The organism is Halomonas sp. BN3-1, from assembly GCF_003056325.1.
Taxonomy (GTDB): domain Bacteria; phylum Pseudomonadota; class Gammaproteobacteria; order Pseudomonadales; family Halomonadaceae; genus Halomonas; species Halomonas litopenaei.
Genome location: NZ_PYVV01000005.1, coordinates 96,192 through 109,117 on the forward strand (window position 1 = coordinate 96,192; position 12,926 = coordinate 109,117).

Annotated in this window: 13 protein-coding genes; 2 read left to right on the plus strand and 11 right to left on the minus strand. The window is 66.5% G+C overall.

The window, feature by feature from the left end; genetic code table 11:
• Positions 1–63: 63 nt before the first annotated feature.
• The 11 genes from fliP to fliF form a co-directional block, all read right to left on the minus strand.
• Complete coding sequence (gene fliP / locus C9F12_RS08610; protein ID WP_240184212.1) at positions 64–858, minus strand: flagellar type III secretion system pore protein FliP; 795 nt, start codon at positions 856–858, stop codon at positions 64–66.
• A complete protein-coding gene (gene fliO, locus C9F12_RS08615; protein ID WP_045992441.1) occupies positions 858–1,271 on the minus strand; it encodes a flagellar biosynthetic protein FliO in 414 nt (137 codons plus the stop codon). The genes fliP and fliO overlap by 1 nt, the downstream gene beginning before the upstream one ends.
• Positions 1,268–1,780 (minus strand): flagellar motor switch protein FliN, encoded by a 513-nt coding sequence (gene fliN, locus C9F12_RS08620; RefSeq protein WP_045992440.1) that lies wholly within the window; start codon positions 1,778–1,780, stop codon positions 1,268–1,270. The genes fliO and fliN overlap by 4 nt, the downstream gene beginning before the upstream one ends.
• Positions 1,773–2,819, minus strand: a complete 1,047-nt coding sequence (gene fliM / locus C9F12_RS08625; protein ID WP_045992439.1) for a flagellar motor switch protein FliM — start codon at positions 2,817–2,819, stop codon at positions 1,773–1,775. The genes fliN and fliM overlap by 8 nt, the downstream gene beginning before the upstream one ends.
• Positions 2,820–2,828: 9 nt before the next feature.
• The gene (fliL, locus tag C9F12_RS08630; RefSeq protein ID WP_045992438.1) at positions 2,829–3,317 is read right to left on the minus strand and encodes a flagellar basal body-associated protein FliL; all 489 of its coding nucleotides are present in this window, start codon (positions 3,315–3,317) and stop codon (positions 2,829–2,831) included.
• A 237-nt stretch (positions 3,318–3,554) separates the two neighbouring features.
• Complete coding sequence (locus C9F12_RS08635) at positions 3,555–4,988, minus strand: flagellar hook-length control protein FliK (protein ID WP_108448598.1); 1,434 nt, start codon at positions 4,986–4,988, stop codon at positions 3,555–3,557.
• Positions 4,989–5,005: 17 nt separating this feature from the next.
• Positions 5,006–5,458 carry a flagellar export protein FliJ gene (gene fliJ, locus C9F12_RS08640; RefSeq protein WP_108132071.1) on the minus strand — a complete coding sequence of 151 codons (453 nt, stop codon included), beginning with the start codon at positions 5,456–5,458 and terminating at the stop codon, positions 5,006–5,008.
• Complete coding sequence (gene fliI / locus C9F12_RS08645; protein ID WP_045992436.1) at positions 5,455–6,852, minus strand: flagellar protein export ATPase FliI; 1,398 nt, start codon at positions 6,850–6,852, stop codon at positions 5,455–5,457. Before fliI ends, fliJ begins: the two co-directional genes overlap by 4 nt.
• Positions 6,849–7,598, minus strand: a complete 750-nt coding sequence (gene fliH, locus C9F12_RS08650) for a flagellar assembly protein FliH (protein WP_045992435.1) — start codon at positions 7,596–7,598, stop codon at positions 6,849–6,851. The genes fliI and fliH overlap by 4 nt, the downstream gene beginning before the upstream one ends.
• A 48-nt stretch (positions 7,599–7,646) precedes the next feature.
• On the minus strand, positions 7,647–8,651 hold the full coding sequence (fliG, locus tag C9F12_RS08655) for a flagellar motor switch protein FliG (protein ID WP_108132073.1): 1,005 nt from the start codon (positions 8,649–8,651) through the stop codon (positions 7,647–7,649).
• The gene (gene fliF / locus C9F12_RS08660) at positions 8,644–10,368 is read right to left on the minus strand and encodes a flagellar basal-body MS-ring/collar protein FliF (protein ID WP_108448599.1); all 1,725 of its coding nucleotides are present in this window, start codon (positions 10,366–10,368) and stop codon (positions 8,644–8,646) included. Before fliF ends, fliG begins: the two co-directional genes overlap by 8 nt.
• Positions 10,369–10,622: 254 nt before the next feature.
• Here fliF and fliE point away from each other — a divergent pair, with 254 nt between their 5' ends.
• Together fliE and C9F12_RS08670 are read left to right on the plus strand one after the other, a co-directional pair.
• Positions 10,623–10,958 (plus strand): flagellar hook-basal body complex protein FliE, encoded by a 336-nt coding sequence (gene fliE / locus C9F12_RS08665; protein ID WP_045992432.1) that lies wholly within the window; start codon positions 10,623–10,625, stop codon positions 10,956–10,958.
• Between the two features lie 126 nt (positions 10,959–11,084).
• A complete protein-coding gene (locus tag C9F12_RS08670) occupies positions 11,085–12,764 on the plus strand; it encodes a methyl-accepting chemotaxis protein (protein WP_108448600.1) in 1,680 nt (559 codons plus the stop codon).
• Positions 12,765–12,926 lie beyond the last annotated feature (162 nt).

The following is a 12,926-nucleotide window of genomic DNA, read 5'->3' on the forward strand; positions in this document are numbered from 1 at the left end:
CTCCTTGCTGGCGCCGCCTTGTCTGGGCCCGTAGGCCTGTGCCGGGGCCCTGTCGTCGGGGGCCTATAAATAGAAGCTTTCCGCCATCGAGCCGATGATCAGCTGCCAGCCGTCCACCAGCACGAACAGCATCAGCTTGAACGGCATCGAAATGGTCACCGGCGGGACCATCATCATGCCCAGTGACATCAGCACGCTGGCGACCACCAGGTCGATGATCAGAAAGGGGATGAAGATGGTGAAGCCGATCTGGAAGGCGGTCTTCAGTTCGCTGGTGACGAAGGCCGGTACCAGCACCTGCAACGGCACGTCCTCGGGACCGGCCAGGGGGCCGACCTCGGACAGGCGGGCAAACATGGCGAGGTCCGGCTCTCGGGTCTGGCCCAGCATGAACTCGCGAAAGGGCTGCTGGGCGAGCTCGATGAACTGGCCAAAATCGATGGCGTCGGTGGACAGTGGCAGCCAGGCGTCCTGGTAAACGTCGCTGAGCACCGGCGACATGATGAAGGCGGTCAGAAACAGCGCCAGGCCCAGCAGCACCTGGTTGGGTGGCGTCGAGGCGGTGCCCATGGCGGTACGCAGCAGGCTCAGCACGATGATGATGCGGGTAAAGCTGGTCATCATCAGCAGCGCCGTGGGCAGAAAGGCCATGGCGCTGAGCAGCAGCAGGGTCTGCAGCGACAGCGACCATTTCTGCCCGCCGTCGGCCATGGGTTCACTGATCAGGCCCGGGATCTGCTGGGCCTGGGCCGGGCCGGCAGCCAGCAGACAGACAACCAGGACCAGTCCGAGGCTGGCCACAAGTGGCGTCCAGGGACGGGAGGAGAGACAGCGCTGAAGAAGCATCAACTGTTGCATCACCGCTCTCGCCGACCAAGGTTGGCCTTGAGAGCCTGGCCCAGGCGCTCGCCAAAGCTGTCACCCTGTGGCGCGTCCGGCTGGGCGGGCGTCGCCTCGTCGGTCGGAGCGGGCAGGCTGTCCAGCCGATTGACCTGACCGCCGCCGACGCCGAGCACCAGCCAGCGATCCTGGACCTGGACCACCACCACGCGCTCGCGCTGACCGACGGCGGTGGAGCCGACCACCTTGAGCCGGGACTGCTGGCCGTGAAAGCCGCCGCCCCGCCGCTTCAGCCAGGCGGAAAGGCCCAGCAAGATGGCGATGATCAGTGCCAGGGCGGCGGCGGTCTTGCCCAGCATGGCCAGTCCCAGCAGGCTGTCGCCTCCCTGGGCCAGTCCGTCGACGGCGGCGCTGGAGGTGGTTTCGTTCATCGGTTGAGCTTCTGCACCCGCTCGGAGGGGGTGATGATCTCGGTGATACGGATGCCGTAGCGGTCTTCGACCACCACGACTTCGCCCTGGGCGATCAGGTAGCCGTTGATCAGGATGTCCATCGGCTCGCCGGCCAGCCCCTCCAGTTCCACCACCGAGCCCTGGGCCAGTTCCAGCAACTGCTTGATGGTCAGGCGGGTGCGACCAAGCTCCACGGTCAGCTTGACCGGGATATCCATGATCATGTCGAGCTCGCGGGCAGCGCTGGAGGAGGTGCTTTCACCGAGCGGGCGGAACACGCTGTCTCCTGCGGCGCGCGCTGCGGCAGGGGTATCTTCTGGGGCCTGCTCGCCCGGGTTTTCCTCGGCGGCCTGCTGTTCGGCCATGGCATCGGCCCAGGGGTCGTCCTCGCCAGCGCCATCGCTGGTGGCATCGTCCTTTTGTTCGGACATGGCGGCGGCCCAGTCGTCGTCGCCGACAGGGGAGTCGGGTTTATTGGGGTCAGTCATGGTGCGATTCCTTGGAAGGAGGCCGAGAGCCTTTGACGAAGGCGTTGCTGGGCTGGTGACCGGCGGCGTGGTCGAACATCCGCAGGACTCGGAGGGCGCGCTGGTCGCGCTGGCTGCCGTATTCGCATTCCATCACCGGCACTTCGTCGACCTGGGCGGTGACGGTATCGGGCAGTTCGAGCGGCAGGATGTCACCGACCTTCAGCGCCATCACCTCGGCGATGCGCGAGTCGATGGTGGCGAAGTTGGCCACCAGCTCTACCTCTGGATGACGCAGCTCGCCGGCCATACGCCGGTGGAAGGCGCCGTCCTTGTCGCGACTGTTCTCGCTCAACGGGTTGGTCAGCAGGTCCTTGAGCGGTTCGATCATGCTGTAGGGCATGCAGATCTGGAAGCTGGACGAGAGGTTGCCGACCTCCAGATGGAAGCTGGTACTGACCACGATCTCGTTGGGCGAGTTGGTGATGTTGGCGAACTTGGACTGCATCTCCGAGCGCAGGTAACTGATGTCCAGCGGGTAGACGGACTTCCAGGCCTCGCTGTAGCCATCGATGGCCATGTTCAGCACGCGCTGGATGATGCGCTGTTCGGTATTGGTGAACTCGCGCCCTTCGGACTTGGTGACGAAGCGGCCGTCACCGCCGAACAGGTTGTCCACCACCATGAACACCAGGCTCGGGGGAAACACGATCAGGGCCGAGCCCTTGAGCGGTTTCATGGCGATGATGTTGATGTTGGTGGGCACCGGCACGTTGCGCGAGAACTCGCTGTAGCTGAGGTAGCGCACGGCGTCGACGCTGATGTCGGCGCTGCGCCGCAGCAGGTTGAACATGCCGGTGCGGAAGTGGCGGGCGAAGCGCTCGTTGATGATGTCCAGAGCCTGCAGACGCTCGCGGATGATGCGCTGCTGATTGGCCGGATCGAAGGGGCGCAAGCGCCCTCGAGCTGCGTTGTCTTCGCCCTCGGCATCGTCGTCGCCGCTGACGCCCTTGAGCAGTGCGTCGATTTCTTCCTGGGACAGGAGATCGTCTTGAGACATGGGGGCGACCTATTGGACGATGAACTCGGTGAACAGCACATCATCGATATGGATGCGCGGACGCTCGGGGCCGAGCACGTCTTCCAGGGTGGCGACGATATCCTCGGCCAGGGCCTTCTTGCCCGATGCGCTGACCAGTGTCTCGGCCTCGCGGTCCGACAGCAGCAACAACAGCTGGTTACGCACCTGGGGACGGTGCTGTTCCAGCGTCTCGAGGCTAGCGTCATCGCTGAGCTTGAGGGTCAGGCCGGCGTACAACAGGCGCGGTCCGGCGTTGTCTTCGGCCAGGTTGACGGTGAAGGGCTCCAGCTTCAGGTAGATGGGCGCCGTATCTTCGACCGCGCCGGTGCTGGCCTGGGCCATATGCTCGCCGAAGGTGTCTGCTGATTCTGCGTGCGCCTTTTCCTGGTACAGCAGGTAGAACCCGGCCGCGGCACCGAAGGATGCGAGGATGACCAGGATCACCAGACACCAGATGAGCCGTCGAGATTTCGCCATGTCCTGAAGTCCTGAGCCTGTGGCCCCTCGAGGGGCGGTAATGTACTAGCGTGCGGGCGTGCCACATCTTTAGTATGCCGTCAGGCATCGGCGATCGATGGCGAGAACAGGCACCGAGTTCGTGCCTATCTTGGGTATTTGTGAGGGAGAGCCCCGCCGCTCACGCTGTGTAGCGGCAGGGGGTGCCTGGAAGGGCGTGGGTCAGGCGCAGGCCAGGCGCGTACCCAGCCCTATGCGTCAGGCGTAGATGTCCACGCGGCCATCGTCTGAGTCGTGGCGCTGGTCAGGGGCAGAGCTTGCCGTGGTGGCCGGCTCCATCGACTCGCCCTTGCCCTGGCCGGAGGCTGCCAGCGATGTCTGGCCGCGAGAGTCCGAGGGTTGCTGGCCGCCAAACTGTGCGCCCTGGTCGCTCACCGAGGCGTCACCGAGCTGGATGCCCTGTTCGGCCAGGGCTTCGCGAAGCTGGGGAATGGCCTGCTCAAGGGCCTGGCGCACCTGGGCGTGGGCCGAGAAGAACTGGGCCTGGGCACCGTGCTCGCCCAGCTTGAGGGTCACCCCCAGCGAGCCGAGTTCGGCAGGGTGCAGGCGTAACTCGACCTGCTGTTCGCCCGCACCGCCCTGGCTGGACAGTCTTGCCAGGGTCTGGCCGAGCTGCTGCGGCCAGGCGGCCTGGTTGAATGACAGTGAGGCATTGGTACCCGGGGGCATGGCGGCGGCCAGGGAGGAGCCAAAGGGCGACGCGCCCCGTGCCTGTGAGGCGGTGGGCGAGAGCACGGCATCCAGCGAGGCATCGGCCTCGCCCCGGGCAGCGCCAGCAAGGATCTCGCCGGGACGCAGTTCCGCAGCGCCTGACCCTGTGCCCTGGGCCATCCAGCCGGCCGTGTCTGGAGCCAGGGCGCCGGGTGCGAGGCCCGCCGGGGCAACGGGTGCCTGTCCTTGTAAATTACCCTGCGCATTGCTGCCGGCGGCCATGGCTGCCTGCTGCGCCGCCGAGGGAGCGCGATCCACCGGATGCTCGGCCCTGGGGAGTCGATGCAGCGCCGGGAGCGCGTCCTGTGCCAGGCGTGACTGGGCGGGCGCATTTTCCGTGGCGGCGGTGGCGTCGAGGGCGGCGCTCTGCAGTGCTGGGGCCTGATTCTGGACCTGGACCTGGGCCCGAACCTGGGGCGAAAGCTGAGACTGCGCCGACGGCCCTGATAGCGGAGACGTCGAGAGCGCCGGTGTGGCCTGGGCTGCGACGTCCAGCGGCAGTGCCTGCTGACTTGCGGCGCCGCCTTGTGTCAGCAGTGCATGCGCCCCGCCGGGCAGCTGCCCGGCAAGCGCTGCGCCTGTAGCGTCCCGCGGTGCGCCGTTCAAGCCTGGTGCGCCGAGTCCTGATGACGCCAGCTGGTCTGCGCCAGCAGCGGGCTGCCCGTGGGGGCCCGGGGCCGATGAGGCAACGGCCAGCAGTGCCAGTGTCCAGTCCTGGGGCTCGCTATGGTCCTGATCACTGAACGCCTTGTCGCTGGCCTGGCCATTGGCGGGACGCCCGGTATTGTCGAGGGGGGCCGCCTGGCCGCCGAGTGCGGCCAGGCGCTGGGCGAAGTCGCCACCGACCGGTGCGGCGGCGCCCTTGCTGCCACTGGCCTGGGAAGAAACGGGGCCTGCCAGGCCCAACAGGGTGAGGTCCATGGTGAGTTCCTTTAAGGTCAGTAGCCGCCGGGCATGGCGCTGCCGCGCTGCAGTCGGCTGTTGATCAGGTCGTCGCTGGAGCGCTGTTCCTGGCGGGCCTGCAGGCGCAGGCCTTCCTGGGCACGGCGTTCGGCCAGGGTGTCGTAGGCGCTGAGGCGCTGCTGTTCGTGTTGCCACTCGCGCTGGCTGTCGCTGACCTTCTGGCGCTGTTGCTGGAGCGCTCGTCGTGCGGTGGCCAGGGCATCGTCAAGCGACAGCAGGAAGCGCTGAGTATTGTGCAGGGTGGCCGGATCGATGCCACTGCGCATGTTCTGGTGCAGACGCTCGGCGTATTCCTGTCGGTAGTGTTCCAGCGACGACAGCTGATCGGCGACCTGACGCTCGTCTCGGCGGGCGCTGGCAAGGTGCTGCATCGCCTGGTCGCGGGCGTCCCGGGCCAGCTCTGTCAAGGTGTCCAGAGGGGTTCTCATGGGGTTCCTCCCAGGGTGGACGAGAGCGCCTGACGCGAGGCCTCGAGGGTGGCGCATTCGTCGATTCGCTGTTGCAGAAAGGCTTCCAGATCCGGATAGCGGCGCACGGCTTCGTCCAGGCGAGGGTCGTGGCCGGGCTGGTAGGCGCCCACGCTGATCAGGTCACGGTTGCGCTGGTAGCGCGAGAACATGGCCTTGAATCCCTGGGCCTGGCGGCGCTGGCCGTCGTCGACGATGGCGTTCATGGCCCGGCTGATCGAGGCTTCGATGTCGATGGCGGGGTAGTGGCCGGATTCCGCCAGGCTGCGCGACAGCACCACGTGGCCATCGAGGATGGCGCGGGCGGAGTCAGCGATGGGGTCCTGCTGGTCGTCGCCTTCGGTCAGCACGGTATAGAAGGCGGTAATCGATCCCCCACCGGGCTCGGCGTTGCCGGCGCGCTCCACCAGCCCCGGCAGTTTGGCGAACACCGAGGGCGGATAGCCCTTGGTCGCCGGAGGTTCGCCGATGGCCAGGGCGATCTCGCGCTGGGCCATGGCGTAGCGGGTCAGCGAGTCCATGATCAGCAGCACGTTCTTGCCGTCGTCGCGAAAGCCTTCGGCCAGGCGGGTGGCATAGGCGGCGCCCTTGAGTCGTTGCAGTGGCGAGGTGTCGGCGGGGGCCGCCACTACCACGGCACGTCGCCGGCCCTCGGGCCCGAGGATGTTGTCGATGAAGTCCTGGACCTCGCGGCCACGTTCGCCGATCAGTCCGACCACGATGACGTCGGCTCGGGTGTAGCGCGCCATCATGCCGAGCAGCACCGACTTGCCGACGCCGGAGCCGGCGAACAGGCCCATGCGCTGGCCGCGGCCGACGCTGAGCAGGGCGTTGATGGCGCGGATGCCGACGTCGATCTGTTCCTCGATGGGAGCACGAGACAGGGGGTTGAGCGGCGGTGTGGCCAATGGCGCCCGGGGGGCGTCATCCAGCTCACCGAGACCGTCCAGCGGAGCCCCGGTGCCGTCAACGACCCTGCCCAGCAGGCTCTCGCCCAGCGGAAAGCGCCGCGAGGCATTGACGCTACCGTCGCCCAGGGGCAGCACCCGGGCGCCGGGCATCAGTCCACTGATCTCGCCAAGCGGCATCAGGAACAGGCGATCGCCGGCGAAGCCGACGACCTCGGCCTCGGCGTAGTCGTGCGCTGAGCCGGCAGCGGTATGATCTGCCGTGCCGGGGAGCTCGATGCGACAGCTGTCACCCAGCGCCACCTGCAGGCCGACGGCTTCGATGACCATGCCGGTGGCGCGCACGACGCGGCCTGTGGCCCTGGTCATGGGCAGGGGCTCGACGCGATGGGCGACGGCCTTGAGGGCGTGCTGCCAGCGCTGCTGGTGGATCTGGGGGCCGTTCATGGCGCATCGTCCTCGTGGGCGACGCCATGATCCTCTGGTTCGGGGGTGTGGCGCGGGGCCCTTCTGCGCACCTGGCGATTCACCGCCTGCCAGCGACGCTCCCAGGTGGCGTCGATATCGCCCTGTTCGCCGCTGACCCGGCAGCCTCCACGGTGCAGACGCTCGTCGGCGCGCAGGGTCCAGCCGGCGGCCTCGAGCTGCTCGCCCAGGTGGCGCTCCACCAGGCGCAGATCGAGCGGGTGCAGCCACAGGCGCTGGCGTCCCACCAGTGGCGGATCGGTGTGCAAAAGCCGTTGGACCAGCTCCACCACCTGGCGTGGCCGGGCCTTGAGGGCGTCATCCGCCAGCTGCCGGCCGGTGGCCAGGGCCAGATCGGTCAGATCCTCGGCCACCGCATCGTCCAGCTCGGACAGTGCCGTGCGGAACTCGTCGACGAGTCGGCCAAGCGGTGCCAGGGCCTCTTCACAGCGTCTGTTCAGGGCGTCGGCGATCTCCTGCTCGGCGCGGGCGCGGCCCTCGGCCAGGCCCTGCTCGAGGCCCTGGGCCAGTCCTTTCTGGTAGCCCTCGTCGTAGCCCTTCTGGTGGCCCTGGGCATGGCCCTCGCGGTGGCCCGTCTCGCGGGCCCGGCGGCGCTCGTCGTCGAGTTCCTGGCGAGTGGGCGGGCGCGGGGTCGCTGCGGCCTCGGTGGTGCCGTCGTCGCCTTCCTCGGGCAGCTCGCCCATGTTCCAGCGGCGCCATTGGCTCATGCCGAGACCCTCCTCGCCGGCGTGCCAGGTTCACTGAATCGAGGTGTCCTAGACATAGGCTTCGTCGCCTCCGCTGAGCACGATTTCGCCGTTGTCGGCCAGGCGACGCACCACCTGCAGGATGGCCTTCTGCTCGGTCTCCACCTGGGAGATACGAATGGGCCCTCTGGCGTCCATGTCTTCCTGCAGCAGGTCGGCGGCGCGCTGGGACATGTTGACCAGGAACTTGGCCTTGAGCGTTTCCGGGGCTCCCTTGAGCGCAATGACCAGGCTGTTGGTCTCGATCTCCTTGAGCAACAGCTGGATGCTGCGGTCGTCCAGGTCGCCGATGTTCTCGAACAGGAACATCTCGTCGATGATCTTCTGAGCCAGGTCCTCGCTGTGGGCGCGCACGGTGTCGATGGCGGCCTCTTCCTGGGTGGTGTTCATCAGGTTGAGGATCTCCGCCGCGGTACGTACACCGCCCATCTTGCTGCGCTTGAGGTTTTGGCCGTCGAGCATGCTGGTGAGCACTTCGGTGAGTTCCTGCAGTGCCGCCGGCTGGACGCCGCTGAAGGTGGCGATGCGCAGTACCACGTCGTTGCGCTGCTTGTCGTCGAACAACTCGAGCACGTCGGCCGCCTGGTGGCGCTCGAGGTGCACAAGCACGGTGGCGATGATCTGTGGATGCTCGTCACGGATCAGCTCCGCCACCATGGACGGCTCCATCAGGTTGAGGGCATCGATGCCGCTGCTGGTGCCGGCGGTTTCGAGGACGTCCTCGATCAGGCTGGAGGCACGTTCGGTGCCGAGCGCCTTGGTCAACACCGAGCGGATGTGCTCGCTGGAGTTCATGTTGAGACCGATGAATTCCTCGGTCTCGGTGTGGAAGTCTTGCAGCACGCGGCGCATCTCTTCGTGGGAGATCTGCCCGAGCTGGGTCATCTCCCTCGATAGCTGCTGGATTTCCTTGGCGTTGAGAAACTTGAACACTTCCGCCGCGCTGTCCTCGTCCAGGGCCAGCAGCAGTACGGCGCTGCGGCGGATGCCGCTCGAGGCTTCGATGTTAGTCATTGGCGTTCATCCAGCTGCGTACGATCATGGCGACCATGCGGGGATCTTCCTGGGCCAGCTCGCGCAGGTCGTTGAGGTTCTGTTCGTAGGCGCTGGCCTTGCGCCGGCGGCGGTTGTCGCGGCCGTAGGTGGCGTCCTCACCGTCGGTCGTCTCGCTGTCACCCTCGGACGCCTCTTCGTCGTCGCTCTCGTCGTCGCCGACCCGTGCCGAGAAGGCGCTGGGCATGGGGGCCGGGGCCACCGGAGCCTCGGTATAACGACGGATCAGCGGACGCAGCACGAGCAGGTAGAGCAGAGCGACGGCCAGGATGATCAGCAGATAGCGACCGAGTTCCTTGGCCAGTTGATGGACCATCGGGTCCTGCCACCAGGTGGGGGCTGCGACCTCGGGTGCCTGGGCGAATGCACTGTTGACCACCGACAGGGCGTCGCCGCGGCTTTCCGAGAAGCCCATGGCCTGACGCACCAGTGCCTCGATCTCGGCGAGTTGTTCCGCTGACAGGGGGGTGAGAGTGGCTTCGCCTTCCTCATCGACGCCGTCCTGGTAGTTCACCACCACCGCGGCGGACAGGCGTTCGATGCCTCCCTTCTGGTACTGCACATGCGATACCTGTCGATCCAGCTCGTAGTTGGTGACGTCATCGCGCCGCAGGCGTTGCGGTGACGCCTCTTCCTGTTCGGCGGTATCGGCGGCGGCCTCGTCGTTCTCCTGCTGCGCGTCATCACCGTTGTCGATGGGTGACGCGGAGGTACCTGGCGCGGTGTTACTCAGGGCGCCGGGAATGCCGCTGGCCAGGTCACCCTGGCCATTGATGTCCAGGCTGGTCTGGCGACTGCGGACCGCCGCCTGTGCGGGCGGCTGGTTCGGGGTGTAGCGCTCCTGGGTCTCTTCACGCTGGGAGAAGTCGATCTGGGCGGTGACCTGGGCACGCACGTTGGCATGGCCGACCAGCGGCGCCAGGATGTCCTCGATGCGCCGCTGGTAGGAACGCTCGATTTCGGCGACGTAGTCCAGCTGCGAGCCGTCCAGCCCCAGGCCGCCAGCGTCGGCAGATGACAGCAGGCGCCCGTTCTGGTCGATCACGGTGACGTCTTCACCGGCCAGGTCGGGCACGCTGGAAGAGACCAGGTGGACCATGGCGGCCACCTGACCCTCGCCGACACGTCGGCCAGGCTCGAGTGTCAGCACCACCGAAGCCTTGGCCGGCTGACGCTCGCGTACAAACACCGAGTCCTTGGCCAGGGCCAGATGGACACGGGCGTTGGCCACCGGGCCCAACGAGGCGATGGATCTGGCCAGCTCGCCTTCCAGGCCGCGCTGGTAGTTGATCTGCTCGGCGAACTGACTGATACCGAAGGCCTGATCCTGCATCAGTTCAAGGCCGACGTTGCCACCGTGGGGCAGGCCCTGTTCGGCAAGCTGCAGGCGCAGGGTGTGCAGCTGGTCGTCCGGCACCATCAAGGCGTGGCCGCCGGCGGAAAAGCGATAAGGCACCCCGCGGCTATCGAGTTCGGTGATGATGGCGCCACCGTCGGCTTCACTGAGATTGCTGAACAGGACTCGGTACTGTGGGCGCGAGGCCCACATCACCAGGGCGATGATCAGAGCAATCGCGGCGGCGCCCCCGATCATCAAGGGAATCAGGGGTTTGCCGCGTAAGCGGGACGTCAGCCCGGACAGGGGGCCGGAGCTTGAGGCGGAGGCCGCTGAGCTCATGGACGACTCCCGTCGGGGGACGGCAAATGGGGGCTGTTCATTGGCATGACCGGTGGTCCGTGGGTCGGGTGGCCGCGGGCGGTGCCCGGTTCTGTGTTGATGCCCATTATCCCGGGGCTGTGGCCAGCCAATGATCGAAATAGCCCATGTTTTGACGGCCATTTGCTTCGATGACGGTGCGCTCGCTCTTGTTAGGCTTGCTGTCGTGGAGGCGATGCGCCTCCGTCACTGGCCAACGAGACACAGGACCCGTCATGTCGACTCCCGCGATGCAATCGGCCCTTGCCCAGATGACCACCATGGCCCGCGAGGCCAGCCAGGTGTCGTCCCCGACACTGGGGGGCAACACCGAGGCGGCCCAGGCCGACGCCGGCTTCGCCGACGCCTTGAAGTCGTCGATCCAGCGCATCAACGAGCTCAAGGCCACCGCCGATTCGCAGGCCAAGGCCTTCCAGGCCGGGGTGCCGGGGGTCGAGCTCAACGACGTCATGGTCGACATGCAGAAGGCCAGCGTGGCCTTTCAGATGGGCCAGCAGGTGCGCAATCGCCTGGTATCGGCCTACAGGGATGTGATGAACATGCAGGTGTAGGTGCCGCGCTCGGCTACCCCCTCGGCGATCCCTTCATCGTCTGCCGACATCTTTATGTAATGTTTTGCTGATATTCCTTCGGCACCCGCTCGCCCGAGAAGCGGGGCAACCAGGGATATTTGCTCCATGACGTCTTTTCGAACGCTCTCCATACGTGCCAGCGGGCTGCTGGCGTTGTCTCTCTTTCTGATATTGATGGTCGGACTGGGTGGACTGGGCCTTTATGCCAACCAGCAGGGACGAGAGGCTTTCGATGTAATGCGCGACGAGCACGTCGGTCAGTTCCGTCTGCTCAATCTTGCCCAGACCAGGGTCTTTCGTTCACGCGTCGAGATGGATCGAGCGGCCAGGCTGACGCGGGTGCCGTCCTTCGATCGACCGGGTCCGGTGATCGCCTCTGCCGAGACGCTGCTGAGCGAGGCCAGGGAGGCCTTCGAGGCCTTCATGGCAATCGATGTCGGCGAGGCCCAGGCAGACAACAAGGCGACGCTCGAGCGCCACTTCCGCTCGCTGGTATCCACCGGCCTGGAACTGCAGCTGATGTTGCTCAAGGAGGGAGATCTTGGCGCCTATGATTCGGGCCAGGCTCGACTGACCAGCATGAGCCAGGCCTTTGTCGATAGCGTGGAGGCCTTTTCCACCCTGGCGCTGGAGCAGGAAGAGGGGCTGGCTGCCGGCTTCAGGCACCTGGCAGACAGCATGAACCTCGCCCTGGCGGCGGCGCTCACCCTGGCTCTGGTGCTGGCCATGGCAATGGCTCTGACGGTTCGACGCTACCTGCTGGTCCCGTTGAAGCAGCTGCTGGAACACTTCGAGGCGATGGCCCAGGGCCGACTCGAGCGTCGCCTGCCCGATATGGGCAGCAGCGAAGTGGGCCAGCTGTATCGGGGCGTGGAGTCACTGCGACGGGCGTTGGTGAAGAACATTCGCGGGATTCGCGAGACCAGCGATGACCTGCGTCACAATGCCGAACGCATGCTCGATGATGGTCGCGAACTGGCCACCCGTACCCAGCGCCAGGCATCGGCCCTGGAGCAGACGGTCGCCAGCCTCGAGCAATTGACGGCGACGGTGGCCCAGACGGTGCAGCATCTGGGGGACGCCAACCGCCTGGCGGGCGATGTGGGCAAGCGTGCCAGCAAGGGCAGCGAGGGCGTCGCAGCGGTGGCGGCGGCCATGGACGAGATCCAGCGCCACGCCGACCAGGTGCAGGCGATGGTCAAGCTGATCGACGATATTGCCTTTCAGACCAACCTGCTGGCCCTCAATGCCTCGGTGGAGGCTGCCCGTGCCGGCGAGCACGGCAGAGGCTTCGCGGTGGTGGCGGCGGAGGTGCGCGGCCTGGCGGCGCGCAGCGCCGAAGCGGCCGGCGAGATTCGCAGCCTGACCGGTGCTTCCAGCAAGAGCGTGGCCGATGGCGCGAGGCAGTCCCGCGCCGCCGATCTGTCGATCCAGGGGATAGCGGCGGCAGTCGGGCAGTTGGGGGGCCGAATCGCAGAACTGGAACAGGCCGCCGGAGAGCAGCATCAGGGCCTCGATCAGATTCATCGGGCGATGGCCGAGATCGATGGTGTTACCCAGCGCAACGCCCAGATGGTCGAGCGCTCACGGGAGGAAGCCGAACGTCTGACCGGCACCGCCCTGGCGCTGGGGCAATCCAGCGCGCACATGCAGCTGTCCGACGAAGACGACGACACCTGCATCGGCGAGATGACGCCAACAACGCAGCGCTCGTGGTGGCGGGGGCTGCAGGCCTGGCGCGAGCGCCGGCAGGCCAGACGATTCGCGCAGGGTGTCAGCGCCTGACGGGCGCGGCCCGTTTCCCTATCGTCGATGAGCCGTTCGGGAGCCATTCGGGAGGCGAAAGGGGGTAATCGTCAAACTTGGGCTAAAGAGGCATTCTCGATGGCCGATAGTCGCTTGTGTCGACCTTGCAGCCGCAAGGCGTAACCCTTGACAGAGAGCGAC